Below are 25,425 nucleotides of genomic sequence, written 5' to 3' on the forward strand. Positions count from 1 at the left end.
TGAGCTTACTTAGGTAAGTGATTCGGGTGCGAGAGCGCAGCTAACACCCCTGTAGCGCCAAGGGCGCAGGGCAAAGGGCAAAAGGAAGACAGTGACATGCCTTGGTTATCCCGTTTACAAATAGATAAATTTTTACTCGTACTGATTTTAGTCGTCATTCTCGCCTCTATTTTCCCCTGTGAAGGGGACGTTAAAGTAGGGTTCGAATACCTGACGACAGCGGCCATCGCCTTATTATTCTTTATGCACGGAGCCAAACTCTCGCGTGCGGCGATTGTCTCGGGGATGGGGCATTGGAAGTTGCATCTGGTGGTGTTCCTAAGCACCTTTGCGCTATTCCCGCTGCTGGGTTTGGGCATGAATGTGCTGGTGCCTGGCGTATTAACGCCAACCTTGTATTTGGGTTTTCTCTACCTGTGTGCATTGCCTGCTACGGTTCAATCTGCCATCGCCTATACCTCGGTGGCGGGGGGGAATGTGGCTGCGGCAATATGCAGTGCCTCGGCCTCCAGCATTCTTGGGGTATTTTTATCCCCGATTTTGGTAGGCATGTTGATGCAAACGCAGGGCGGAGAAACCGAGACTTTGCATGCGATTGGTTCTATCGTGATGCAATTAATGGTGCCCTTTATTGTCGGCCATTTATCACGTCCATTAATTGCTAACTGGGTTGAACGCCATAAAAAGATCGTCAATATCACTGACCGGTCATCAATTCTATTGGTGGTTTATGTGGCATTCAGTGAGGCGGTAGTTGAGGGGATTTGGCATCAAATTGACGGCTGGTCACTGCTGGCAATCGCGGTTTGCTCAATGGTATTGCTAACCTTGGTGATAGTTATCAATACCTTGGCCGCGCGCTGGCTGGGTTTCAACACCGCAGACGAAATTACCATCGTGTTCTGTGGTTCGAAGAAAAGCCTGGCCAATGGGATCCCAATGGCTAACGTGCTGTTTCCGGCCTCGGTGGTGGGGGTTATGGTATTGCCGCTGATGATATTCCATCAGATTCAATTGATGGTTTGTGCGGTATTGGCACAGCGCTATGCTAAACGTGTGGCACGCGAAAATACCGCAGCGCTCCAGCCAGTGGCTGAAGACCGCAAATAATCACCTTGCGTGATATAAACTATATACCTTGATATAAACTACATACCTTGATAAAAACGCCCGTACTTCAATGAAATACGGGCGTTTTTTATCTTTTTGGCGCAACAATAGAGGAACCCAGCCGCTGATTAATTGCGGACTTTATCCCGCAGCGCCTGTTTTTCTGCTTCAGTAATAAAGGCCATCGTCAGGCCATTTTCCTGTGCTTGACGAATTTCTGACTGGGTCAGGCCAGCCGCCGGGGCAGCAACCTGATATTCATTGGCAATCTCAATACCCTGAACCGCTGGGTCATCAGTATTGATGGATGCCAACACCCCGTGGCGCAGGAAGATGGCTAACGGATGAGTGGCCAAAGAGGCCACGGTGCTGGTTTGAATATTGGATGTCAGGCAGGATTCAATACCAATTTGGTGCTCAGCCAAATAATCCATCAGCTTAATATCTGCGACGGCTTTAACACCGTGCCCGATACGTTCTGCCCCTAACTCACGGATAGCCTGCCAGATACTTTCCGGGCCAGCGGCTTCACCGGCATGGACGGTAATACGCAAACCGGCATCACGGGCGCGAGTAAAGTGGCTCAGGAACAGCCCACCGGGGAAGCCCAGCTCATCACCGGCCAAATCCAGTGCGGTGATGTTATCTCGATGAGTCAGCAAGGCATCCAGCTCTTGTACGCAGGCCTGTTCGCCAAAAGTGCGGCTGAGGATACCAATCAGACGAATATCAATATCAAAATCCCGACAGCCGGACTGGACGCCGTCAATCACGGCCTCCACCACACCGGCGACCGGCAACTGGTGTTTCATCGCCATATAGAAGGGCGAAAAACGCAGCTCCGCATAATGCAAACCCGCAGTTGCCGCATCTTCGACGTTTTCATACGCCACCCGACGACAGGCATCCAGTGAACCCAACACCGCCACGCCCCAATCCAGTTTTTGCAGAAAACTGACTAAATCGGGTTCCGTTTTCGTGATTTGCACATGCGGGCGTAGAGCTTCTAACTCATTGGCAGGTAAAGATAAATTAAACTGGCGACCCAAGTCTAAAATAGTTTGCGCACGGATATTGCCATCAAGGTGGCGATGAATGTCGGTCAGCGGAAGGCGGGAATCAATCATATTGTGCACTCACACGTTGGGGGAATGGTTGTGGGTAAAGTGCCGAGTAGTATAAAAACAAATGGATGAAAATATCCACCCTGTTGCATAAAAAAGTGATGTTAATCACGTTTTGTTTACTGGGTATTCAGCCTGCGAAGCATAAAGAAAGGCGGCACTGACAGCCGGTTTTTTGGCTCTGAGAGTCTTGCCTGTTGCTTGGTGCCCGCAAACTGACGCGTCGATTAATTATCAATAAGTCAACAAACGTGGCCTTGCCAGGGGAGGCCACATTCTTAGCTTTATATTTTCAGCCGACAACGCGTTGTCATCGGCTGCGCCAGATTATTGACTCTGCAACGCCCGGATACCGCTAATCAGTTTATCCATACCGGCTTCAACTTTACTGCGCGAGCAACCCACATTAAGGCGCAGGAAACCGCGGCCTTCTTCGCCATAAGTGAAACCGGGCATGATGGCGACTTTCTGTTGTTCGATCAGCACATTTTGTAATTGATGATCGTCCAGAGCCAACGGGCGCAAATCAATCCATGCCAAATAGGTGGCCTGAGGTGGCTGCCAGTTTAAGCTTGGGAAGGCGGAATTGAGCCGCAGCGCGACATACCTCAGGTTGTCTTGCAGGTAACCGCGCAGCTCGTCTAACCAAGGCGCGGCTTGCCGGTATGCGGCAATATGCGCGACGATGGCCAAGACCGCCGGAGACGAAAGGCCATCACGGCCCTTTAACATCTGGCTGTAAATATCACGGGTTTCGCTGTCACTGATAAAACCATAAGCGCCAGTTAGTGCAGGAATATTAAAGGTTTTTGAACCGGAGGTTAACAAAGCCCAAGGAGTTTGCCCCACTTGGCTCCAGGGGGTGTGGACTTGATTGCCCCAGGTCATGTCCATGTGAATTTCATCGCTGATGACTTTCACCTGATGACGTTCACATAATTCCGCCATCTGCGCCAGTTCTGCGGCTGACCAGACTTTACCGGTGGGATTATGCGGGCTACACAGCAACAAAATTTTGGTTTGCGGACGAGCCAATAAGGCTTCTAAATGGGCCATATCACATTGCCACTGATTATCTATTTTATGCAGCGGACAACTGAGCAATTGGCGTTGATTACCCAGAATAACTTTGTAAAACGCATCATACGCCGGGGTATGGGTGACGACAAAATCACTGGGCGCAGACCAGCAGCGGATGAGCTGAGCCACCATATAGATGACAGAGGGGCCGTAGACCGCCATCGAGGTATCAATGTGACAATGAAAACGCTGCTGATACCAATGGCGAATTGCACCGAGAAAATCCTCATGCTGCCAGCGACTGTAGCCCAGCACCCCGTGTTCGAGGCGCTGATTCAGTGCGTCCAAAATGACCGGCGCGGTAGGAAAGTCCATATCCGAGATAGTAAAAGGCAACAGGTCTGCCGCACCAAAACGGTCAGCAATAAAATCCCATTGGGTACACCAGGTGCCGTGGCGATCGACCGGCGTGGAGAAATCAAACATCAGTATCTCGCTCATAAAAAATGGAAATTATAACGGGCACTCAGCCCCTTTAGCGTGATGACCAACCCAGGCATATTTGTGCGCCGATTAAGGTTGTCGGTCATCTGGGGGCACGGAGTCCCCCAGTATGCTTAGCAGGCTTTAGTGTTAGGCTGTTGCCAACTGACCGTTCGCTATCAGTGAGTCTAATTCATCTTTCACCGATTGCACTTGTGGGCCAATAACAACTTGCAGATTGTGGTCGTTGAGCTGAATAACCCCAATGGCCCGGTTGGCTTTTAGCGCTTCTTTATCTACCAGATTCATGTCTTTAACTGACAACCGTAACCGGGTGATGCAGTTATCCAGTGAGACAATATTATCCGCTCCTCCCAGTGCCGTTAAGATAGCAGGGGAGTTATAGCCAGATTTACCGGTAACTGCGCCACTGGCGGCTTTTTCTGCATTACTGCTGGCAGCGGTTTCACTCTCACGGCCAGGGGTTTTGATATTGAAGTGCTGAATAGCAAAACGGAAGATAATGTAGTAGGCCACAAACCAAATACTGGCGACGACCGGCACCCAATACCATTTGGTTGCTGTGCCATGCAAGATGCCGAATACCACGAAATCAATGATATTGCCGTCAGTGTTACCGATGGTGACACCCAGTAACGCCATGACGGTAAAGCCCAGCCCGGTGAGAATGGCGTGGATCAAATATAAGAAAGGCGCGACAAACAAGAACAGGAATTCCAGCGGTTCAGTCGTGCCACCAATCACACAGGCCACCACACCGGAAATCAGCAAGCCTTTAATTTTATGCCGGTTTTCAGGTTTGGCACAGTGGTACATTGCCAGTGCAGCTCCTGGCAAGCCGCCCAGAAATGCCGGCATTTTACCTTGCGACAAGAAGCGCGTGGCGCTTTCAGAGAAGCCGGTGGTGGTTGGGCAAGATAATTGCGCCTGGAAGATGGTTAATGCCCCGCTAACACTGTGGCCACATACCTCCATAGTGCCGCCAGCTTCAGTAAAGCGAATCAATGCCACCAAGATATGGTGCAAGCCGAAGGGCAATAACAACCGCTCGCCACTGCCGAAGATCATCGGGCCAAACATCCCCGCGCCATTAATCAACCGGCCCAGTCCGTTAATCCCGGCGGCAAACCACGGCCAGATAAGCGGGATCAACAACCCAACTAACCCGAGCACCACGGTGGTCACAATTGGCACAAAACGGGTGCCGCCAAAGAACGCTAATGCATCAGGCAGGCGAATGGTATTGAAGCGCTCATGCAGCAGGTAAACAATGATGCCGACGATGACCGCGCCCAGGATCCCGGTATCAATAGACTGAATCCCTAAAATATTCTGAATATTATGGGTTTTCAGTACCAAGGGATCGGTTGTCGGTAACACGCCGCTGGTGGTGAGATAAAAGTTGGTTGCCAGGTTCAGCACGGCAAAACCGACGAAACCGGCGAAAGCCGCAACGCCTTTATTTTCACGCGCCATACCTAATGGGATGGCGATAGCAAACATGACCGGTAAGAAGCTAAAAGCAAATGAGCCAACTTTACTCATCCAGGTAAATAATAGCTGGAAGGCAGGGTGACCAATGGCCGGTAACAGGGTGATGACATCTTTACTGCTCAGTGAACTGCCGATACCCAGCATGATCCCGCAGAAGGAGAGCAAGGCGACGGGCAGCATGAAGGTTTTTCCTAAACTCTGAAAAAACTCCCACAGCGTGATTTTTTGTTTTTTTACCGCTGACATAGTGACTCCTGTACTTAAAATACCTGATGTTAGAATGATGGGGCTAAAAAGACGTTAGCTGGCTATTGGGTTAGCCTTCATCGCGACGGATCGCGTACCGGTTTAAAGGTTAAACAAGATAAAACGTTTAACCCAGATAATATGAGCGGCAAGTCACAATTACGGATCCTATTTCTGTATTAGAGTAAAACATCAGATTAAACGTTTAACTTGGCGTATTTTGTGGGATGAGAATGGCGCGATAGCGGTAACATGGCACCAGCTGTATTGGACTTCGTGCTGAGGTACGAAGATTGACCAGACCTAGTTAACAATGCTTATCAACGGTTATGACAATTAAAAAAATCACAATTACCGATGTGGCGAAATTTGCCGGCGTCTCAGTGGCGACGGTTTCGTTAGCGATTAGTGGTAAAGGACGTATTTCTCCGGCCACCTCTGAGCGGGTGAATCAGGCGATTGAACAACTGGGTTATGTGCGCAACCGTCAGGCCGCCCAATTACGCGGGGGGGAGTCTGGTGTGATTGGTCTGATCGTCCGTGATATTGGCGATCCTTTCTACGCCGAAATGACGGCGGGCTTGAGTGAAGCGATTGAAGCTGAAGGTAAACTGTTGTTCCTGACCCAAAGTGGCCGCGACGGCAAAGGGCTGTTACGCTGCTTTGATACGCTCATTGACCAAGGCGTTGATGGGTTGGTGTTGGGCGGCGGCGCCAAGCGGGAAATGGGGCTGCGAGAGAAGGCGGCGGAACATGCTATCCCGCTTATCTGTGCTGCGCGCTCGAATGTGCTCGATGGCGTGGATGTGGTTCGCCCTGACAATATGCAAGCCGCTAAAATGGCGACTGAATTTCTTATCGACCGTGGTCATCGGCAAATTGCCTATTTGGGAGGCCATTCGCATTCTTTGACGCGAGCGGAGCGGTTAGGCGGTTTTTGTGCCACTCTGGTGCAATATGGGCTGCCATTTCGGTCAGAATGGGTTGTTGAGTGTGATAGCCAGCAACAAGCCGCTGCTGATGCCGCCGAAAGGTTATTGCGCCATCACCCCAATGTGAGCGCCTTGGTTTGCCATCAAGCCTCGACCGCGCTGGGGGCCTATTTTGGTATCCTGCGCACCGGCAGAACCATTGGCAGCGCGGGGGTAGATACCTATCTTGACCAGCAAGTGGCCTTGATTGGTTTTGGCGATGTGCCCGCCGCAGAACTCACCGAACCGCCACTCACCTTTATCACCAGTTCGGCCCGAGAGATTGGTTACAGTGCCGGGCAACGGTTACTCCAGCGCATTGCCGGGGTGGATTTACAGCTGCAAAATGTCATCTTGCCGCCAGTGTTGATCCGCCGAGGTTCGGCTTGATTAACCGCGATCTGCTGATTTACTTTGATTTTTCTGACGTATAATTGGTGCCGTGGGGGCGTAGCCAACAGCCGCAGCGCCCTCTGGGGGCCATCACCCCGAGTGACTCTGTCAGCTAATGTTAGTTCTCATCAACAAAAACGGAGCCCTTAGGCTCCGCTTGGTACAGCAATCTAACTCAATCTAACGGCTTATTGGGCCGGCACTTCCGGTGCTACAGGTGCTTCCGGCGCTTGTGGTGCGACCGGGGCTTCTTCTGGTTCTGCGCCCGTATCTTCTGGCTCAGGTGCGCCGCCGAACATACCGAACAGGCCAAAGAATTCTGGCAGTGACATTTTCTGACCGTTCAAATCGACTTGGTTATCAGCAAAGTGGAAACTGCTGCTAATGACATCATCTTTGGTGGTGGTCAGTTTAAACATTTGCCCCATAGCGGCAATGCCTTGTACCTGCTGCTGGGCCATTTTCGCGGCTTCTTCCGGGCTGTAACCTTGCAGACGTGCTGCTTGGGTGGTCAACTCAGTGGCCATTGGCATCGGGATAGTCAGCGTCGCATCGACTTTTTTCACTGAACGCGCTAAGACTGGCGCACCATTGTCTTTGGCCAGTGCCGGGTCAGTAAACGCCAGACCCAGGGTAAAGGTACTTTCACCTTTGGCATTTTTCCAGCTCAATGGCGCGATGCTGATGGTTGGGTTGCCTTTCATTAACGCTGGCAGATTAGCCATTAACATTTCGGTCATTTGTTGCTGATAAGCTTCAGTATCCAGATTTTCACCGGCCTGCACCGCCAGCATCACTTGCTGATTATAGGCGCTGGTGAATTGTTTCAGGCTTTGACCATCCAGATTATTGAAAGCGAAGGCCAACTTGCCGGAACCAAAATCATTACCTTGAATTTTCAATGCATCCAAGGTGTAGGTCAGCTTACCGTTTAAGTCTTTTTCGGTTTCGCCTAGCTGGGTATTCAGATTAAAGCCAACCAGTGTGGCGGTGTCCTTGCCATCAACGCTGAAACTGATTTGCTTGATAGCCAGTTGTTGATCACCAATGCTGAGATCAAACTTGCCCATGTTGCTGTCGCTTTTCAGCGTCAGACCTTGCAGACTGAATTGCTCCAGTTGATCCCAATTATTTTTGGTGGCGAAAACCAAATTATCCGCGGTGCCGCTCATATTCACTTTACGCAGATCACGGGAAACATCGGCATCAATTTGCGCACCAGAGAATTTCATGCTGGTGGTGTCTTTCTGATACTCAATAGGAATAAAGGTAATTGCTGATGAGGTGTCACCGCTGTAGGCAATGCGAGAATCCGCAGTAAAAGGTGATTTGCCTTTAGTCACTTCAAACAGTTTTTTCAATGCTGGGGTATTAGCAAGCTCGGTATGCACCGATGCCATACTTGGGATCAGATTGAATTTTTTCAACTGAGCAAGAGGGAATGGGCCGTGATCGATAGTTTCAATAAAGGCCACTTCGTCGCCATCTTTTAGCGCTTTCTCACCAGCAACAGTGCTATCCGCTTGTAATGTATAGCGAACCTGGCTGCTGAAGATACCGCGCTGATAATCTTTATACGCGAATATCACACCGGCTTTGGGCAACAAGGTTTTTATCTGACCGTTTGCATTGTTAACCAATTCACCCATACGTTGTTCAATCAGTTTGCCGGTATACCATGAGGCCCCAGTCCATGCTGCGCCAAGTACCACAATGACGCTGACAGCCACTAACGATTTTTTCATTGTTCTGTTCATCCTTTTCCAATACACCAAATTCACTACGTTAAACGCGGTATGAGTAACAAGTTAAATAACATTCAAAAGGGTGCTTAAAAACAGCACCCTAGAAGAATATAGACTCAGAGTAGACTTACACAAATATTATTGCGACCAATAACGCTTATTCAGCCGACGATAAAAGTAATAATGTGGCTAAAAACGCCACTGAGGGCCATAGTTATCAATCGCGCCACTCAGAAATCACACTATCTCAAGCTTAAAAGACCCGACATAGACAACAAAATAGCTCACTTCGTTCACCCTTGGTTATAAACCCGGGCAATTGAGCCTTCCCCTTGTATCGTTACGGGTGATTCATTAGCCGCAATAAAGCAGGACTCACCGGCGCGCAAGGTCAGGGTTTGCTGCGCTTTTTTCACCACCGCCTGACCCTGGACACAAAATAGAATGGCCGCACTCTGTTGTGCTAACGCCTGTGGTTCGGGCGTTAAGCTATGCAGGGAAAATGCAAAATCCTCCACCGGAATGGGGAATACTAATTCATTACCTTGGCGCAGCGGTGTGGTCAGTAAGGTATTTGCAGGTTTAGGAATAAATTGCAGATTCGCCATTAACTCAGGAATATCAATAAACTTAGGTGTTAGCCCGGCGCGTAACACATTGTCTGAGTTTGCCATCACCTCCAGCGCCACACCTTGCAAATAGGCATGCGGAGTTTCGGCATACAGAAACATGGCTTCGCCCGGTTGCAAGGTTACCACATTGAGCAGCAAGGGGGAGAACAGGCCACTGTCATCAGGATAGTAGCGGGAAATACTGCGAATAGTATCCCAAGGCTCACCCAACTGATTATTTAAGGCGGCTTTCAAGATCCCCAACGCGCGAGTTTTCACGTCACCCGCCATACTGAGCAAGCTGGCAAATAAGGTGGCTAAATGTTCAGTATTAGGTTCGCGCAGGAAGGCGGCGATAGCCGGATGTGCTGCGGTCAACGGCTGAAGCAATGTTTCGATATCTTCCAGCGTACGAAAACCATTCATCGCCTGGAAAGGTGTCAAGGCATATACCAGCTCAGGCTTATGGTTGGCATCTTTGTAATTGCGCTCGGCGGCATCCAGTGGAATACCGGCTTTATTTTCCTTGGCAAAACCAATTTCGGCGGCGGCTTTGCTCGGATGAACTTGAATCGACAGCGGTTGGGCGGCACAAAGCACTTTGAACAGGAAAGGCAATTCGCCAAAACGCGTAAAAACATCCTGACCTAAATTAGCCACGGGATCCTGCGCAATCACCTCACGCAATGAATGCCACTGGCCGTTAGCATCCAGAACTTCAGAACTGCTTTTGGGGTGCGCGCCCATCCACAACTCAGCCATAGGTTTAGCGTCTGGATTGGCAATGCCGTAAAGCTCCGTGAGAGCATCGGTGCTGCCCCAGGCATAGTTTTGTACCGCATTTTTCATTTTTTGCATGTTTACTTTCTGCCGATTGTAGGGAGGTGTAATGAAATTTAAGCACAAACAAACTGTTTTAATGGTTAATTCAGCGAAACTTCATTGCGTTACCAAGCAATCTCCCTGATAAAAATAGTCCCTTAGTAAACAATGCGGATAGAGGGGTTGCAAGTGGTAATGCAATTCGTGTTACTCGGGGTATAACAAAATGAGAGAAATGCGAATCAATCGCATAAAAACAGTGCCAACTATGCCATAGTTGTTGCATACCCTAATGGGGGCTACAGACCCACGTGCTACGACCTATCTCAAATTGATGTTCACAATGCTAAGGAGACAGTGATGGTGACCACCCGCAGTGAAAAAGACTCTATGGGGCCTATCGATGTACCGGCCAGCCAATTATGGGGCGCGCAAACCCAGCGTTCACTGGCGCATTTCCACATATCGCAAGAGAAAATGCCAAGGGAGCTTATCCATGCCTTGGCGCTGACCAAGCGGGCGGCGGCGCAAGTCAACATGGATTTGGGATTGCTGCCGGCCGAACGGGCGAAGGCCATTATGCGGGCCGCAGACGAAGTCTTGGATAACTGTCATCCCAATGAATTTCCACTTTCTATTTGGCAGACCGGCTCGGGTACCCAAACCAACATGAACATGAATGAAGTGTTGGCGAATCGGGCCAGTGAGCTGTTAGGCGGCGAGCGGGGGAATAACCGGCTGGTGCACCCTAATGATGATGTCAATAAAAGCCAAAGTTCTAATGATGTATTCCCAACAGCAATGCATGTTGCCGCAGTTATTGGATTGCGGGAGCATTTGCTGCCAGAACTGAAAATATTGCAGCAGACACTGGACGAGAAAGCCCAAGCGTATCGCGATATCGTGAAAATTGGCCGGACACATTTGCAAGATGCCACGCCGCTGACACTGGGGCAGGAAATCTCGGGCTGGGTGGCTATGCTTGCTCATAATGTGAAACACATTGAGGCCACACTGCCGCATCTGTATGAGTTAGCGCTGGGGGGCACGGCGGTCGGGACGGGGCTAAATACGCATCCTGAATATGCCGTGCGGGTTGCTAAAGAGATTGCCACCTTGACTCGACAACCTTTTATCACTGCGCCAAATAAATTCGAATCATTAGCTACTTGCGATGCATTGGTTCATGGGCATGGTGCATTGAAAGGATTAGCGGCATCACTGATGAAAATTGCCAATGATGTGCGCTGGTTGTCTTCTGGCCCAAGGTGCGGGATTGGTGAAATTGCCATTCCTGAAAATGAACCGGGCAGCTCTATCATGCCGGGTAAAGTGAATCCGACACAATGTGAAGCCATGACCATGTTATGTGCGCAGGTGATGGGTAACGATGTGGCGGTGAATATTGGCGGGGCATCGGGCAACTTTGAATTGAACGTATTCCGTCCGCTGGTTATCCATAATTTCCTGCAATCTATCCGGTTACTGGCAGACGGCATGAGTGGCTTTAATGCGCATTGTGCGGTAGGAATTGAACCCAATCGTGACCGCATTACACAATTGCTGAATGAGTCACTAATGTTAGTCACTGCGCTGAATACGCACATTGGTTATGATAAAGCGGCTGAAATAGCCAAAAAAGCGCATAAAGACGGGCTAACCCTTAAAGCGGCGGCCTTAGCATTAGGTTATCTGACGGATGAGCAGTTTGATGAATGGGTTAAACCGGAGGAAATGGTTGGCAGCATGAAATAACGCCTTTCCACGGGGTAACTTTGCGCCGAGACTGATGCTCGGCGCTTTTATATCCATTAAACTGCGTCACTAACAACGAAGCATTTCAGTAATTATTAATTTAATATCAATCTGTTAACGGCTCTTCTTCAATATATAAATGCAACCGTGGGACTAACAACCGCAATGGTTTCGCCTTGGGTTTATATTTATGCTTAATTTGGCTGACATCATAATCGGTTAACTCACCTAATTTTGGCCACTCCTGCTCTGATTGCGGTTGGCAAAAGGCAATTAATGGCATAGGGCAGGGGTGTTGCACCTGTTTTTGTTGGTTCTGATACCAGACCCGCGCAATGGGTTGCACTTTTACCGGCCGCTTTATCTTCAGCCGCGCATTCTCTGGCAAGCGCTGCACATCATTGATTTCCATACTGATTAACTCCATCCATTGTTCGCGACTCAATGGCGGCACCGCGCGGCCTGCATTCAGGCTTTTATCTAGCTGCAACAGTATTTCTTCGCGGGTCACATTCTTAATAATATGTTTATTGGCCCAACCAAAGCGCACTGAACTGGGGTTAATTAGCGGGGTAATAGTGCGATAAGTATTTAAAGTGATTAACCCGTGTAAATGGGTATGCACAAACTCAAAACGCTGCTCACTCGGCAAACCTGATTCGACGGTAATAATATGTTCCAGCTCAGTTTTTAATTGATTAACCTGCAACAGGCTTTTTTCACAGGCGCTTAATTGCGCATCGGTAACCGAAAAACAGAGCACCCCGGGTAGGCGCACGGCGGCTTTGCTACTCACATGCTGCCCTTGATGATGAATAAACAGGCGCTGATAATGTTGCAAGGCCAGGTCGCGGGCTTTATTTCCTACTGTAGCACTCACCGCAATGCGCTCAATAGGTTGATGTTCAGTGCCTTTCTCTATCTCCGGCAGGGAAAAAACCCGGGCGGCCAGCAAAGGTAATTCCTCTAATTGCTGGTGGAGCTGCTGTAAGGCAATTTCCAGGGAAGAAAAACGACTATTAAGCCGCTCAATTAAATCATATTTAGCCATTATCTTTCCTGAACACCTCTATTTTAGTTACAACATACAGTATGTTATAGCAGTAAAAACCCCCCTCTGAAAGCCCGATGTGGCTATCAATCAACGGGAATATACCGCTAACGCAATTCTGGCAAGGAAGATAGGGGGTATCCATAAACAGAGATACCCGCCAATCACCGGATTAAGGTAAATGAGACAACAGTATTTTTGTGGCTGCGGCTAATACATCGCGTCGCGGTTTGGCGTCTTTTTCGCGCTGGGTAAAGTAGATAACTAACACTATCGGCGCGGCCTTAGTGGGCCACAGCACCGCAATATCATTCGTGGTGCCATAGTCTCCGGTGCCGGTTTTGTCGCCAACTATCCACTCAGCAGGTGCACCCGCACGAATAGTTTCACCTCCGGTGGTGTTACCTTTTAACCACAGCGCCAGCTGTTCCCGCTGGGCGGCGGGCAGTGCATCACCCAGCACTAAGGCATTCATGCTGGCGGCCATTGCCGACGGGGTCGTGGTATCGCGCGGATCATTTGGCAGGGCGCTATTTAACTCCGGCTCCAGGCGATCCAATCTAAAGGTTTGATCGCCAATGCTGCGTGCAAACTGGTTAACAGATTCAACCCCACCCAGCTCCTGAATTAATAAATTCGCTGCTGTGTTATCACTGTATTGAACCGTTGCGGCACATAACTGCGAAACTGACATCCCATGAGCCAGATTTTTGCGCGTGATGGGGGCATAAGATAATAAATCGCGCTCATGATAGTGAAGGTGTTTATCCAGTAATTTTGGCTGTGATGCACTTTTATTTAATACCGCCGCGGCCAGTATAAATTTAAATGTACTGCAAAATGGGAACCGTTGAGTGCCGCGATACTGAATTTTTCGGCCATTACCGGTATTAATGACTGTGATGCCTAAAAGCCCCTGTGATTGCTGTTCAAGCTCAGCCAGTTGTTTATCTAATGATGTAGGTAAGGTGGCCGCCCAAGCGGGCAGGGCAAAATTAACCAAGGGGAGGGTAATACCCGCTAATAATAATGAGCGTCGTAGCGGTGAGTGTTTCATCCTGAATCTCGCAATTAAATAAACTACCGAATAGAAAGGCATTATAGCGAGGATGGCGGTAAAGCTAAAATAGGATTTTATGATGTTATCAAGGAGAAAAGCTAAATATCAGGATGTCGGGGCAGGGTGAATCTTTCAAACTGCCGCAATATTAATGTGTTTGCGGCAGCTTGAAAGGCGCGAAAGATATCGCTATATCAAGCTAATGCTTTAGCTTTAAGCTGTTGGTATTCGCCTTCGGTAATAGTGCCTTCATCCAATAATTTCTTGGCATCTGCAATTTGCTCGGCAGGTGATTTACCGGCCACATGACGAATATATTCATTGGTATCAGAGACTGATTTTTGCACCGATGCACGATAGCGCTGTGCCATGCCTTTGCCTCGGGTAATGAGATACACCAAAGAGGTGAGCAACGGAATAAAGAGCAGGAACAGAATCCATATGGCTTTATAGAACCCGCCTAATTCGTGGTCTCTAAACAAGTCAGAAATCACCTGGAACAAGATAAGCAAGTAGGCGATAAAGAAGAAAATTGAAAAGGTGGTTGCCAGAATATCCCAAAGACTCAAAAAGTGCGCAGTCATACGTTCTCCTGATAGTAAATAAAGTAAGAAAATAGCTATTGTAATAACATTCCCAAATATATTGCGTAGTCACTCATGCTATTAAGCTTAACCTTAATAATTAGTACATTAGTCAGAAAACGTCAACTCGCCGCTCGAGGTTAATATGCGCTTACGGCGAGAATAAAAATTATATCCGGCTGGCTTCCGGCAATTTGCGTAATTGTTGCCCAACATACAACGCGATCAGCAGCAGGGTAGCAATAAAGACCACCACACCTGTCCAGCCTAAATTAAGCCAGAAAATCCCACCTAATGTTCCAGCCACACTTGAACCGGCATAATAACAAAAGAGATACAGCGACGACGCCTGTGCTTTTGCCCGGCGAGCACGGCGGCCAATCCAACTACTGGCTACTGAGTGAGCGGCAAAAAAACCGGCAGTAAAAATCATCATGCCAATAAAAATGGTTATCACCGGTGAGAAGCCCGTAATAATCACTCCAACTAGCATCATTCCTATTGATGCCATTAATATTGGCCCACGGCCATAACGGCTGGTGAGAGCACCTGCTTTAGGTGAGCTATAAGAGCCGGTCAGATACACAATGGATAATAACCCCACCACCGCCTGACTAAGATAATAAGGTTGGGTCAACAACCGGTAGCCAATGTAATTAAATAGCGTCACAAAGCTCCCCATGATCAAAAAGCCTTCGGCAAATAACAGTGGCAATCCTGAATCGCGCCAGTGCAGTTTGAAATTGATCATTAAGGTGCGCGGGCGCAACGAGGTCGGGCGAAAGTGTTTTGATGCCGGCAGAATACGCCAAAACATGCATGCCGCCGCTAAAGCAAATAAACCAATCACCGCCAGTGCAACCCGCCATGAGAAAAAGTCACTCAGCACGCCGGTTATTAATCGGCCACTCATGCCGCCGATGGAATTACCGCTAATATATAACCCCATAGAGAGCGCGACAAAACTCGGGTGGATTTCCTCACTCAGGTAAGTCATCGCCACGGCGGCCACGCCGCTTAAGGACAAACCAATTAATGCGCGCATTAACAAAATGCCATGCCAACTGCTCATAAAAGAGCAAATTAAGGTGCAGATGGCGGCCAGCATCAGCGCGACAACCATAACCGACTTGCGGCCGATGGCATCAGAGAGCGGCCCGGTAAACATCAGCCCAAAAGCCAGCATTCCGGTGGCGGCGGAAAGAGATAAGCTGCTGCCCGCCGGCGAAATAGCAAAATCTTGCGATAACAGCGGCAAAATGGGCTGGACACAATAGAGCAGGGCAAAGGTGGCCAGTCCGGCAGAAAAGAAAGCCAGGGTCACGCGAATAAATTCGGGGGTACCACGTTGAATATAAGGGCGTTTAGTGAGGCGAGACACTTTGGGTGCTGTCTCATCGTTTGCTGCGGGCGACGGCGCTACGGAGTCCGTAGGGCGTAAAGAGGTGTTCACGGTATTTCCTTATCAATGTACTCGCCAGCGCTGATTGGCACGCCTTGGGTACCACACAATCACAACAGCCATTTTCTGGCATTCTCAAGGGCCGCAGCCTTTGAGTTATGCACTAAAGAGAGAATAGGAATTGCGGAGTTTTTTGTCTAATATATTAATCATTACAAATAAGACGTTAAACATATCAATGAGGTTGAATGAGTATAGAACTCAGGCACTTACGCTATTTTATTGCGGTAGCAGAAGAGTTGCATTTTGGGCGGGCAGCCGAGCGGTTGCGTATTTCTCAGCCACCACTGAGCCAGCAGATTCAAATTTTGGAACAGCAAATTGGGGCTAGGTTGCTGGCGCGCAATAACCGCAATGTCAGCCTGACACAGGCGGGCGCACTGTTTTTAAAAGAGTCTTACCAGATATTGTCACAGGTCAATGCCGCCGCCGAACACGCCGCGCGGCTGCATCGCGGAGAATCTGGCGAACTCACCATCGGTTTCACCTCATCCGCGCCCTTTATCAGTACGGTGTCGAAGAATTTACAGGCATTTCGCCAATTACATCCGCAAGTGCATATAAAAATGCGCGAAATGAACACCAAACAGCAAATTGAACCCTTATTGGATGGGCGGCTGGATGTCGGCGTGATGCGAAATACCCGCTTGCCCGAGGCGTTACAATACCGGTTACTGCTGCGGGAGCCTCTGGTGGCGGTTGTCCACGAAGATCATCCGTTAGCCGCCTTACCGGCGCGGCAGGTAAAATTTAGTGCATTAGCGGAGCAACCTTTTGTGTTCTTCTCGCGGGAAGTGGGGACGGCGCTGTATGACGAAATTCTTACTCTGCTAGCCCGCGCGGGCATCACCCCCTACATTACGCAAGAAGTCGGGGAGGCGATGACCATCGTCGGGCTGGTTTCCTCCGGATTAGGGGTCTCTATCTTGCCCGCCTCTTTTACCCGGATAAAAGTGGATGGGGTAAAATATTTACCTCTGGCTGAAGCCAGTGCCACCACTGAGGTATGGCTGGTCAATCATAAACATCGCCCGGTGACAGCGCCCGCCGAAGCATTAATCCGCCTGATGGTTGCCTCACTAGAACAGAAATCCTTGCATGAGGAGCAAGCTGAATAATCTGCGGCGGGCAGGCGGTTTTAATTCGTATAAATAATCGCCAGCGGGCGAGAGAATATCGGGGATTATGTGCGGCAAATCACATAACTAATCAAATAGTTGACGCCATATATTAAAAGCCCCAACATAAGCCAATAATCTTTATTTAGAAGCGCGAAAAATACTCGGTGGCAGAGAAGGAGCCGGTTTGGTGATAACGGATGGACAGCCTGGGCATATTGATCAAATCAAACAAACCAATGCAGGGGCCGTGTATCGGCTAATTGATTTGTTCGGCCCGATATCGCGTATTGAACTGTCTAAAAGGGCGCAACTGGCCCCCGCCAGCATCACAAAAATTGTGCGGGAACTGGTTGAAGCGCATCTGGTAAAAGAAACCGAATATCAAGATGTCGGCAGCCGTGGGCGGCCAGCGATTGGTTTGGTGCTGGATACCGACGCCTGGCATTATCTTTCTGGCCGCATTAGCCGTGGTTATATTACCCTCGCACTGCGCGACCTCAGCAGTAAACTGGTGGTCGAAGAGCAGATTTCATTACCTGACAGCCACCCCGAACCGCTGCTAAATCGCATTCTTAACGAAGTCGATCAATTCTTTATCCGCCACCAAGACAAACTTGAAAGACTCACCGCTATTGCGATTACCATGCCCGGTATTATTGATGCGCCGGCAGGTATCGTGCACAGAATGCCATTTTATGACGTGGATGAAATGCTACTGGGCCCGGCATTGGAACAACGCACCGGATTGCATGTTTATCTGCAACACGATATTTGCGCCTGGACGATGGCAGAAGCCTTATATGGGGCTTCCCGTGGTTGCCAAAATGTCATTCAGGTGGTGATTGACCATAACGTCGGGGCCGGCGTTATCACCGCAGGCCGGGTGTTACATGCCGGTAGCCGCAGTGTGGTTGAAATTGGCCATACCCAAGTCGACCCTTACGGCAAGCGGTGTTATTGCGGTAATCATGGGTGTCTTGAAACCGTTGCCAGCATTGAAAATATGTTAGACATTGCCCAACAGCGATTACAGGGTTCAATGAGCTCGTTATTACACCGCTCGCCGCTGAGTGTGGACTCGTTATGTGATGCGGCGTTGGCGGGCGACCCATTAGCAACAGATATTATTCTGGGGGTTGGCCACAGTGTCGGGCGAATTATTGCCATTATGGTCAATTTATTTAATCCGGAAAAAATTCTGGTCGGCTCGCCGCTAAATAAGGCGGCATCAATTTTACATCCAGCCATCGCCTCTTGTATTCGTCAACAAGCATTACCGGCTTACAGTGAGAGTATTCTGGTTGAGCCGACGGCATTCTTTAATCAGGGAACTATGCCAGGTGCTGCTTTAGTAAAAGAAGCATTATATAACGGCTCGTTACTGGTCAAATTACTGCAAGGTTAACGTCATCCCTAATAATTAAGAGTTAATTATTAGGGAGTATTGGCGGCCTATTTCCTCTTATTATTTGCTGCTCCCATTAAAAAACTGAATCAGTTAAGCAAAACATTGCGCTAACGCAAGCTGTTCATGGCTGGCATCGCCTAGACTTTTATCCATGTTGCCAATTTCGCTCATATTATATGAGAAGAGGTGAGTCGATGCGGCCAGATTGCGGAGTATTATTATGTTAACGCGTGTATTTGTGACGGGTACTGATACAGCTGTGGGTAAAACCGTGGTGTCACGGGCATTACTTCAGGCTTTAAGCCAAGAGGGAAAAACTGCCGTAGGCTATAAGCCGATAGCCTCGGAGAGTAAAGAAACGCCGGATGGCGTACGCAACCAGGATGCCTTAATCTTACAAGCGTCATCATCTATTGAAGTTGATTATCAAGAAGTTAATCCCTATCCACTGCTAGGCGATGTTATTCATGCCTGCACGGACACCTTGATTGACTACAATAAAATGACCGCAGGATTGCAGCAATTATCCGCGAAAGCGGATTATGTGGTCGTAGAAGGTTCGGGCGGCTGGAAAGTCATGATGAATGACCAACGCTGTTATTCTGACTGGGTAGTACAAGAACAATTACCGGTTATTTTAGTTGTCGGAATTAAATTAGGCTGTATTAACCATGCATTATTAACCGTCCAAGCGATTATTAATGATGGATTGCCCTTATTAGGCTGGGTGGCTAATCGTATTAATCCTGGATTGGCACATTATGCTGAAACTATTGCCCTGTTACGCGAACGAATCCCCGCGCCACAGTTAGGGCAATTACCTTATCTGCCCCATCCAGAACAAAAGCCGCTGGCTAAATACTTAGATCTCGCGGCAATTAATCGCTAATCTATTTATGAGGTTGTTACATAGAATTGCAGCATAATAGTTTTGTTGATTTAATATTTGCCGTACCTTAAGTTATTAATCATTCATTTTAACGTGAATGATATACAGAAATAGGGCGTAACCAGCGGGCAATGGTGGTTGAAATAACACAAGCTAACAGTAGCCCAGGCAGCAGGGTATATTCGCCGGTCATTTCACACACCATCAGTGCGGACATAATCGGGGCATGTGTGGTGGCGGCAAGCAAGGTTGCCATCCCGGTCAATGCCATCAGCAACGCAATATGCTGCCCCCAAAGACTGTCACTGACGTTGGGTAATCCGGCCAGCATTTGTCCACATAGCATCCCCAACGCCGCCCCGACAAACAGTGTCGGGGTAAATACCCCGCCGGGCGCGCCGGAGCCACTGCTTGCCAACACCGCCAATAACTTACAGATAAGGATGCCGGCAATCAATAACGCCCCCGGTGGAACCGTCAAAAATGACTGCACCACACTGTAGCCATTGCCCCAGACCTCAGGGAAAATCAGCGATAACCCCCCGACAATCATTCCCCCCAGTGCCAGTTGCCACGGCGGCGATAGATTCAATGAACGAAACGCCGTGCCGCTGGCGGTCATCCCTTTCAGAAACACCGGCCCACAACATCCGGCAAACAGACCCAATAATGCCATCAACAGATACTGTATTGGCCAGGGGGAAGGCAGCGTCTGCACTTGATACAGCGTTTCCTGACCGCCCTGCAACAGATTGGTCGTGAGCAATGCGGTCACCGCTGCAATAACTACCGGCCCCAGCGAGGCCAACATCAAGGTGCCAAACAGAATTTCAGCGATAAACAGGCTACCGGCCAGTGGCGCATGGTAGGCGCTGGCCATCCCCGCGGCGGCCCCACAGGCCACCCAAAGTTTCCATTCTTTCGGCTTGGCATAGCGCTGAGCAAAAACAGACGCAAACAGGGCGGCTAACAACACCATCGCGCCTTCGCGACCAATGGCACTGCCGCTGGATACCACTAATAATGATGCCAAAGATTTTACCAGACTGGCAGAAACATCTAACCGACCATCACCGGTTTCGATGGCTTCCATATAATCGGTGGGGGCACTGGGTTTTCGGTGCTGATAACGCTGATAGGCCCACAATAATGCCCCGGCAGCCAAGCCCCCCAAGGCTGGAGTCAACGCCCGCCGCCAGCCAGAAATGGAAGAGGCGGCGGCCACCAAACTGCCATCAGTACGGGCGAATAACAGCCATTCCAGCCCCAACATCGCCTGATGGAATAACCACACAATCAAGGCTGACATCATGCCGAGCAGGATAGAGATAAGCAATCGGCGCACCATGGCGCGGGAGTAATGCAAATGGAGAGGGCGTTTCATACCAGCCAACCAACGGGCAGTAGATTACTGGTCATCCCAGGAAGGCCCCAGGAAGAGTGGGTAAAATAACAAGGCGCACCCCAAGGTACGCCCCAATAATGATTCAGACATTACTCGCCATTAGTGATGCGGGTATAAACAATTTTCTGAGTATCATTCTCACAGTGCCCAACCACCAGCCCACCGGCTTGCTCAACCTGATCATTCGGGACGATATCCAGTTTAAAACCGGACTCAGGCACTCCATTCTTGATGATTTTTTGGGTAATATCTGCCTTCACACTCTCGCAAGAGGCCAGGGCAGCTAAGGGTGCCAAAGAGAGCAGCAAGGTACTGATAATAAGCGTTTTTTTCATCATAAAATCCTTATGTGGATGAATGGCTTTTCTAATGTATTGATTATTAAGCACTGTCTAAATACTAGCTCAGATTGGCATAACCTCAAGCCCCGCAGAGCGGCGGTCATCCATTACGGATTAATTTTGCGACCGGACAACCTATCCAAACAACGCTGGGTATTAGGTTCCCAATAGGCGTTAAGATTTTCGCTACGATCACAGTTATCTTTCATATCTTCCGCGTGGTCGTACTTATCAAAATTCTTTTCTACCCGGTTATTCACTTTACCCCGCAGACGTTGATTCTCATCCCATTGCTGCTGGCTTTGGCGGGCTTGTTCTTTAGACATCGGGTCATTGTTACCACCGACAGAAACACAAGTGCTGCCCTGAGTGCAGTTGGCCGACTGCGCCATGGCTGGCGCTTGCCAGGTGAGAGGCAACACCAGCGCGGCGACCGGGAGCAATGCACGCATCAGACGTGGCAGGCTATTTATCTTCATCGTCTTAAATCCTTTATGAGTCGGTGATGTTAAATCATCATGTAAATTAGTGGCTCGCATCAGCGGATATAAAAATTATATCATTGCTCGCCGCATATACACAGTGTGTGGCAGTCTTGTTTAAGCGCCGTAGAGTAACCTGATATGTTTTCTAATCCCATCCGTTAAAATCTGGCATTACCTTATGCCGATATATATGAAAAACCATATATATAATTGACAATTACATTGGCGGGACTAAGATAACCACAGCATTTCGCTCTGGAATTCTCCTTATGACACTCACGCCATTACAGTTGTTCAAAAATTTAGCCGATGACACTCGCCTGAATATCATCTTGCTGTTGCGCGCGTCCGGTGAGCTCTGTGTTTGTGAGCTTTGTCAAACCTTACACCAATCCCAACCCAAGATTTCCCGCCACTTAGCGATGCTAAAAACGGCGGGGGTGTTACAGGATCGCCGCACCGGGAAATGGATCCACTATCGGCTATCACCGCATATGCCTGCTTGGGCGGCAGCAGTCATTGAGCAAGCTTATCTCAGTCAACAAGATGAAATTCTGTTGTTGGCAAACAGCCATGAAACGACACGCGGCAAGGCCGGTTGTCTCTAATTCATTTAAAAAAACCACCTCATATATCTGTTTTTTCATATTTAATTGGAAAGGATAAATGTGTCGGCATAACACGTCTGCGCCTGCTGGCGACTGACGTTTAACTTATCAATAGTCACAGGGCAGGCAATATCTGGCCCTTGCGGGGGCGTTATGTTGTTGGCAGGTGCGATTTTTGTCCTAACTTTGGTACTGGTTATCTGGCAGCCCAGAGGTCTGGGGATCGGTTGGAGCGCGATGCTTGGCGCGATACTGGCGCTACTGACCGGTGTCGTACACATCGGGGATATTCCGGTGGTCTGGCAGATAGTCTGGAATGCAACCGCGACTTTTATTGCGGTAATCATTATCAGTCTGCTGTTGGATGAATCCGGATTCTTTGAATGGGCGGCACTGCATGTTGCTCGGTGGGGCAATGGCCGTGGCCGCGTACTCTTTACTTACATCATTTTACTCGGCGCGGCGGTGGCGGCACTGTTTGCCAATGATGGTGCGGCACTCATCCTGACCCCCATTGTCATGGCGATGTTATTGGCGCTGGGGTTCAGCCGTGGCGCGACCTTAGCCTTTGTCATGGCAGCGGGATTTATTGCCGATACCGCCAGCTTGCCACTGGTCGTTTCGAATCTGGTCAATATTGTCTCGGCTGATTTCTTTCATCTTGGGTTCACGCAATACGCGGCGGTAATGGTGCCCGTCAACCTGGCCGCCATTGCGGCGACGCTGGCTATGCTGCACCTGTTTTTCCGCCAAGAAATCCCCACTATTTATGATGTATCGCTGTTGAAAGCGCCCAAAGCGGCTATTCGCGATAGTCGCACCTTTAAAACCGGCTGGTTAGTGCTGGTGCTGCTGTTAGTGGGTTTCTTTGCCCTGGAACCGCTCGGAATACCTGTCAGTTTGGTCGCCGCCGTCGGGGCCGTGATTCTGTTGGCTGTCGCGAAGAAAGGCCAAGCCATCAACACCGGTAAAGTGCTGCGCGGCGCACCCTGGCAAATTGTTATTTTCTCACTGGGCATGTATCTGGTGGTGTATGGCCTGCGCAATGCGGGGCTCACTCACTTCCTTTCCACTTTGCTAAATCAACTGGGGGAACAGGGGTTATGGGCAGCGACATTTGGCACCGGATTCCTGACGGCGTTCCTGTCTTCTATCATGAACAATATGCCGACCGTATTAGTCGGGGCGCTGTCGATTGATGCCAGCTCAGCGACTGGCGTGATTAAACAGGCGATGATATATGCCAATATTATCGGCAGTGATCTGGGGCCGAAAATCACCCCTATAGGCAGTCTGGCCACCTTATTATGGCTGCATGTGCTGTCTCAGAAAAATATGACCATCACTTGGGGTTATTACTTCCGAGTCGGTATTATCATGACAATACCGGTGCTGCTGGTCACACTGGCGGCATTAGCGCTGAGGCTATCAATACCGCTGTGATTGTTGTTTAAAAACAGTATTTAATCACTAACCTCGCTAAACACAGTCAACGAGGGTAAGAGAGCATCCAGATGAGCAATATCACTATTTATCATAATCCGGCCTGTGGCACATCGCGCAACACGCTGGCGTTAATCCGCAACACGGGTACTGAGCCTGAAGTTATTTTGTATCTGGACACGCCACCCAGCCGTGCAGTATTAGTTACACTGATTGCGGACATGGGGATCCGCACTCGGGCGCTATTGCGTACCAACGTCGAGCCCTATGCGCAATTAGGACTGGCAGAAGAACGTTTCAGTGATGAGCAACTGATTGATTTTATGTTGCAATATCCCATTTTGATCAACCGGCCGATAGTTATCACCCCTCTGGGGACTCGATTGTGTCGGCCTTCAGAGACCGTGTTGGCGATTTTGCCTGATGCACAACGTGGCGTTTTCACTAAAGAAGATGGCCAACAGGTTGTCGAAGCACCGGGCAAACAGAGAGAAAAATAAAGTGCGCCAGGTTGGGTGCCGGGTAAAATACCCGCTGAATGGCGAGCAGCGGTAAGACGCTGAAGCATGACAGCATAACGGCATGCAGGAGACTTGGCTGCAAAGACCATGACCCCATAACCGATAAAACACTGAGATCTGAACGTGTTAAAAACATCGTTACTTTTTTTTGTCACCGCATTGGCGGAAATCATGGGCTGTTTCCTGCCTTATCTATGGCTGCGCAAAGGAGGGCCTCTCTGGTTATTGCTCCCCGCCGCGGCCAGTTTGGCGCTGTTTGTTTGGCTATTAACCTTACATCCGGCGGCCAGTGGGCGGGTGTATGCCGCATACGGCGGAGTCTATGTGGTAACGGCACTCATATGGTTACGGCTGGTCGATGGCATCAAACTTTCGGTATTTGACTGGGTGGGTGCGGGAGTTGCTCTGGCGGGTATGCTCATTATTGTGGCGGGCTGGCGGGTTAATTAACGGCAGGGCGCTTAGCACCCAACCGCTTGATTTTGTAATCTTTACCCTTCGCGATGAATATTCAGCCCGGCAAAGGACTGACTGACCGGCATCATTTCCAGTGAGTTAATATTCACTCGGGCGGGCAGCGTGGCGACCCAATACACCGCCTCCGCAACATCTTCGGGTATCAGCGGGTTAGCGCCATCATAGGTTTTATTCACTTTCTCGCCATCGCCTTTAAAGCGCACCGCAGAGAATTCTGTGCCCCCGACCATGCCAGGTTCAATGTCGGTCACCCGGATATGGGTGCCATGCAAATCCGCCCGCAGCCCCAAGCTAAATTGTTTCACAAAAGCCTTAGTCGCGCCGTACACATTACCGCCAGCATAAGGCCAGTTAGCGGCAGTCGAACCAATATTAATGATATGACCGACATCGCGCTCCACCATTGCCGGCAATAAGGCGCGAGTCATATTCACCAAACCTTTGGTATTGGTATCAATCATCGTGTCCCAATCTTCAACATTGGCTTGATGAGCCGGCTCCATCCCCAAGGCTAAACCGGCATTATTCACCAGCAAATCGATATTTTTCAGCTCTGCTGGCAAGTCATCGATGACGTTCTGAATGGCGGCACGATTTCTCACATCTAAACGCACTGTATGCAACAGTGCACCCAGCTCGGCTTTTAATTCATCCAACCGCTCCTGACGACGGCCGGTGGCAATAACCTGATGGCCGTGGTGGATAAATTTACGCGCGATGGCCTCACCAAAACCGGATGTTGCGCCAGTGACGAAAACAATCATATGCATTCCTT

The 25,425-nt window shown here is 49.4% G+C and carries 23 protein-coding genes; 10 read left to right on the plus strand and 13 right to left on the minus strand.

From position 1 onward, the window contains the following. Positions 1 to 96: 96 nt before the first annotated feature. Entirely contained in the window at positions 97 to 1,110 is a 1,014-nt protein-coding gene (locus tag YROHD0001_RS04195; RefSeq protein ID WP_004715869.1) for a bile acid:sodium symporter family protein, read from the plus strand. A gap of 128 nt (positions 1,111 to 1,238) precedes the next feature. On the opposite strand, the gene add is transcribed toward YROHD0001_RS04195, so the two are convergent. From add to malX, 3 genes are all read right to left on the minus strand, one after another. Continuing rightward, a complete protein-coding gene (gene add / locus YROHD0001_RS04190) occupies positions 1,239 to 2,237 on the minus strand; it encodes an adenosine deaminase (RefSeq protein ID WP_004715870.1) in 999 nt (332 codons plus the stop codon). 324 nt (positions 2,238 to 2,561) lie between these two features. Beyond that, positions 2,562 to 3,740 carry a MalY/PatB family protein gene (locus YROHD0001_RS04185; protein ID WP_032817583.1) on the minus strand — a complete coding sequence of 393 codons (1,179 nt, stop codon included), beginning with the start codon at positions 3,738 to 3,740 and terminating at the stop codon, positions 2,562 to 2,564. Positions 3,741 to 3,887: 147 nt separating this feature from the next. Then, the gene (gene malX, locus YROHD0001_RS04180) at positions 3,888 to 5,498 is read right to left on the minus strand and encodes a maltose/glucose-specific PTS transporter subunit IIBC (RefSeq protein WP_004715872.1); all 1,611 of its coding nucleotides are present in this window, start codon (positions 5,496 to 5,498) and stop codon (positions 3,888 to 3,890) included. Positions 5,499 to 5,827: 329 nt separating this feature from the next. Here malX and YROHD0001_RS04175 point away from each other — a divergent pair, with 329 nt between their 5' ends. Further along, complete coding sequence (locus tag YROHD0001_RS04175) at positions 5,828 to 6,859, plus strand: Mal regulon transcriptional regulator MalI (RefSeq protein WP_004715873.1); 1,032 nt, start codon at positions 5,828 to 5,830, stop codon at positions 6,857 to 6,859. Between the two features lie 191 nt (positions 6,860 to 7,050). On the opposite strand, the gene YROHD0001_RS04170 is transcribed toward YROHD0001_RS04175, so the two are convergent. Together YROHD0001_RS04170 and manA are read right to left on the minus strand one after the other, a co-directional pair. Then, on the minus strand, positions 7,051 to 8,607 hold the full coding sequence (locus YROHD0001_RS04170) for a YdgA family protein (RefSeq protein WP_004715874.1): 1,557 nt from the start codon (positions 8,605 to 8,607) through the stop codon (positions 7,051 to 7,053). Positions 8,608 to 8,900: 293 nt separating this feature from the next. Next, positions 8,901 to 10,076, minus strand: a complete 1,176-nt coding sequence (manA, locus tag YROHD0001_RS04165) for a mannose-6-phosphate isomerase (protein ID WP_004715875.1) — start codon at positions 10,074 to 10,076, stop codon at positions 8,901 to 8,903. Between the two features lie 324 nt (positions 10,077 to 10,400). Between manA and fumC the strand changes: the two genes are divergently transcribed. After that, on the plus strand, positions 10,401 to 11,795 hold the full coding sequence (gene fumC, locus YROHD0001_RS04160) for a class II fumarate hydratase (protein WP_004715876.1): 1,395 nt from the start codon (positions 10,401 to 10,403) through the stop codon (positions 11,793 to 11,795). Positions 11,796 to 11,901: 106 nt separating this feature from the next. Here the strand turns inward: fumC and tus are convergent, their stop codons facing one another. From tus to YROHD0001_RS04140, 4 genes are all read right to left on the minus strand, one after another. Next, positions 11,902 to 12,846, minus strand: coding sequence for a DNA replication terminus site-binding protein (tus, locus tag YROHD0001_RS04155; RefSeq protein WP_004715877.1), 945 nt, complete (start codon positions 12,844 to 12,846; stop codon positions 11,902 to 11,904). Between the two features lie 172 nt (positions 12,847 to 13,018). Further along, positions 13,019 to 13,903, minus strand: coding sequence for a class A beta-lactamase (bla, locus tag YROHD0001_RS04150; protein WP_004715878.1), 885 nt, complete (start codon positions 13,901 to 13,903; stop codon positions 13,019 to 13,021). A 197-nt stretch (positions 13,904 to 14,100) separates the two neighbouring features. Then, positions 14,101 to 14,490, minus strand: coding sequence for an SHOCT domain-containing protein (locus YROHD0001_RS04145; protein ID WP_004715879.1), 390 nt, complete (start codon positions 14,488 to 14,490; stop codon positions 14,101 to 14,103). A gap of 169 nt (positions 14,491 to 14,659) precedes the next feature. Further along, on the minus strand, positions 14,660 to 15,943 hold the full coding sequence (locus tag YROHD0001_RS04140; RefSeq protein WP_032817565.1) for an MFS transporter: 1,284 nt from the start codon (positions 15,941 to 15,943) through the stop codon (positions 14,660 to 14,662). 197 nt (positions 15,944 to 16,140) lie between these two features. Between YROHD0001_RS04140 and YROHD0001_RS04135 the strand changes: the two genes are divergently transcribed. The 3 genes from YROHD0001_RS04135 to bioD all read left to right on the plus strand — a co-directional run bounded on the left by YROHD0001_RS04135 (position 16,141) and on the right by bioD (position 19,370). After that, a complete protein-coding gene (locus tag YROHD0001_RS04135) occupies positions 16,141 to 17,070 on the plus strand; it encodes a LysR family transcriptional regulator (RefSeq protein ID WP_004715882.1) in 930 nt (309 codons plus the stop codon). A gap of 190 nt (positions 17,071 to 17,260) precedes the next feature. After that, on the plus strand, positions 17,261 to 18,478 hold the full coding sequence (gene mlc / locus YROHD0001_RS04130; protein WP_004715883.1) for a sugar metabolism global transcriptional regulator Mlc: 1,218 nt from the start codon (positions 17,261 to 17,263) through the stop codon (positions 18,476 to 18,478). Between the two features lie 223 nt (positions 18,479 to 18,701). Further along, entirely contained in the window at positions 18,702 to 19,370 is a 669-nt protein-coding gene (gene bioD / locus YROHD0001_RS04125) for a dethiobiotin synthase (RefSeq protein ID WP_004715884.1), read from the plus strand. 88 nt (positions 19,371 to 19,458) lie between these two features. On the opposite strand, the gene clcB is transcribed toward bioD, so the two are convergent. The 3 genes from clcB to YROHD0001_RS04110 all read right to left on the minus strand — a co-directional run bounded on the left by clcB (position 19,459) and on the right by YROHD0001_RS04110 (position 21,595). After that, entirely contained in the window at positions 19,459 to 20,754 is a 1,296-nt protein-coding gene (gene clcB / locus YROHD0001_RS04120; protein WP_032817568.1) for a voltage-gated ClC-type chloride channel ClcB, read from the minus strand. A 110-nt stretch (positions 20,755 to 20,864) separates the two neighbouring features. Continuing rightward, the gene (locus YROHD0001_RS04115) at positions 20,865 to 21,110 is read right to left on the minus strand and encodes a DUF1161 domain-containing protein (protein WP_032817570.1); all 246 of its coding nucleotides are present in this window, start codon (positions 21,108 to 21,110) and stop codon (positions 20,865 to 20,867) included. Positions 21,111 to 21,223: 113 nt separating this feature from the next. Then, the gene (locus YROHD0001_RS04110; protein WP_032817572.1) at positions 21,224 to 21,595 is read right to left on the minus strand and encodes a DUF1283 family protein; all 372 of its coding nucleotides are present in this window, start codon (positions 21,593 to 21,595) and stop codon (positions 21,224 to 21,226) included. A 275-nt stretch (positions 21,596 to 21,870) separates the two neighbouring features. Here YROHD0001_RS04110 and YROHD0001_RS0118410 point away from each other — a divergent pair, with 275 nt between their 5' ends. From YROHD0001_RS0118410 to YROHD0001_RS04095, 4 genes are all read left to right on the plus strand, one after another. After that, complete coding sequence (locus tag YROHD0001_RS0118410) at positions 21,871 to 22,209, plus strand: metalloregulator ArsR/SmtB family transcription factor (RefSeq protein ID WP_032817574.1); 339 nt, start codon at positions 21,871 to 21,873, stop codon at positions 22,207 to 22,209. A 153-nt stretch (positions 22,210 to 22,362) separates the two neighbouring features. Further along, on the plus strand, positions 22,363 to 23,652 hold the full coding sequence (locus YROHD0001_RS04105; protein WP_004715889.1) for an arsenic transporter: 1,290 nt from the start codon (positions 22,363 to 22,365) through the stop codon (positions 23,650 to 23,652). A 71-nt stretch (positions 23,653 to 23,723) separates the two neighbouring features. Beyond that, complete coding sequence (gene arsC, locus YROHD0001_RS04100; protein WP_004715890.1) at positions 23,724 to 24,152, plus strand: glutaredoxin-dependent arsenate reductase; 429 nt, start codon at positions 23,724 to 23,726, stop codon at positions 24,150 to 24,152. A 144-nt stretch (positions 24,153 to 24,296) separates the two neighbouring features. Beyond that, positions 24,297 to 24,623: a YnfA family protein gene (locus YROHD0001_RS04095; RefSeq protein WP_004715891.1), complete on the plus strand. Its 327-nt coding sequence runs from the start codon at positions 24,297 to 24,299 to the stop codon at positions 24,621 to 24,623. 41 nt (positions 24,624 to 24,664) lie between these two features. Here the strand turns inward: YROHD0001_RS04095 and ydfG are convergent, their stop codons facing one another. Continuing rightward, a complete protein-coding gene (gene ydfG, locus YROHD0001_RS04090) occupies positions 24,665 to 25,414 on the minus strand; it encodes a bifunctional NADP-dependent 3-hydroxy acid dehydrogenase/3-hydroxypropionate dehydrogenase YdfG (RefSeq protein WP_004715892.1) in 750 nt (249 codons plus the stop codon). Between the last annotated feature and the right edge of the window lie 11 nt (positions 25,415 to 25,425).

Source organism: Yersinia rohdei ATCC 43380, assembly GCF_000173775.1.
Lineage (GTDB): Bacteria > Pseudomonadota > Gammaproteobacteria > Enterobacterales > Enterobacteriaceae > Yersinia > Yersinia rohdei.

Excerpts from the sequence above, each read along its gene's own strand:
- fumC (WP_004715876.1), top strand. The coding sequence starts at position 10,401 with ATGGTGACCACCCGCAGTGAAAAAGACTCTATGGGGCCTATCGATGTA.
- YROHD0001_RS04110 (WP_032817572.1), bottom strand. The coding sequence starts at position 21,595 with ATGAAGATAAATAGCCTGCCACGTCTGATGCGTGCATTGCTCCCGGTC.
- manA (WP_004715875.1), bottom strand. The coding sequence starts at position 10,076 with ATGCAAAAAATGAAAAATGCGGTACAAAACTATGCCTGGGGCAGCACC.
- YROHD0001_RS04145 (WP_004715879.1), bottom strand. The coding sequence starts at position 14,490 with ATGACTGCGCACTTTTTGAGTCTTTGGGATATTCTGGCAACCACCTTT.
- YROHD0001_RS0118410 (WP_032817574.1), top strand. The coding sequence starts at position 21,871 with ATGACACTCACGCCATTACAGTTGTTCAAAAATTTAGCCGATGACACT.
- YROHD0001_RS04115 (WP_032817570.1), bottom strand. The coding sequence starts at position 21,110 with ATGAAAAAAACGCTTATTATCAGTACCTTGCTGCTCTCTTTGGCACCC.
- ydfG (WP_004715892.1), bottom strand. The coding sequence starts at position 25,414 with ATGATTGTTTTCGTCACTGGCGCAACATCCGGTTTTGGTGAGGCCATC.
- YROHD0001_RS04135 (WP_004715882.1), top strand. The coding sequence starts at position 16,141 with ATGAGTATAGAACTCAGGCACTTACGCTATTTTATTGCGGTAGCAGAA.
- clcB (WP_032817568.1), bottom strand. The coding sequence starts at position 20,754 with ATGAAACGCCCTCTCCATTTGCATTACTCCCGCGCCATGGTGCGCCGA.
- bioD (WP_004715884.1), top strand. The coding sequence starts at position 18,702 with ATGTTAACGCGTGTATTTGTGACGGGTACTGATACAGCTGTGGGTAAA.
- YROHD0001_RS04175 (WP_004715873.1), top strand. The coding sequence starts at position 5,828 with ATGACAATTAAAAAAATCACAATTACCGATGTGGCGAAATTTGCCGGC.
- YROHD0001_RS04185 (WP_032817583.1), bottom strand. The coding sequence starts at position 3,740 with ATGTTTGATTTCTCCACGCCGGTCGATCGCCACGGCACCTGGTGTACC.
- add (WP_004715870.1), bottom strand. The coding sequence starts at position 2,237 with ATGATTGATTCCCGCCTTCCGCTGACCGACATTCATCGCCACCTTGAT.
- YROHD0001_RS04105 (WP_004715889.1), top strand. The coding sequence starts at position 22,363 with ATGTTGTTGGCAGGTGCGATTTTTGTCCTAACTTTGGTACTGGTTATC.
- YROHD0001_RS04195 (WP_004715869.1), top strand. The coding sequence starts at position 97 with ATGCCTTGGTTATCCCGTTTACAAATAGATAAATTTTTACTCGTACTG.
- arsC (WP_004715890.1), top strand. The coding sequence starts at position 23,724 with ATGAGCAATATCACTATTTATCATAATCCGGCCTGTGGCACATCGCGC.
- bla (WP_004715878.1), bottom strand. The coding sequence starts at position 13,903 with ATGAAACACTCACCGCTACGACGCTCATTATTATTAGCGGGTATTACC.
- tus (WP_004715877.1), bottom strand. The coding sequence starts at position 12,846 with ATGGCTAAATATGATTTAATTGAGCGGCTTAATAGTCGTTTTTCTTCC.
- malX (WP_004715872.1), bottom strand. The coding sequence starts at position 5,498 with ATGTCAGCGGTAAAAAAACAAAAAATCACGCTGTGGGAGTTTTTTCAG.
- YROHD0001_RS04170 (WP_004715874.1), bottom strand. The coding sequence starts at position 8,607 with ATGAAAAAATCGTTAGTGGCTGTCAGCGTCATTGTGGTACTTGGCGCA.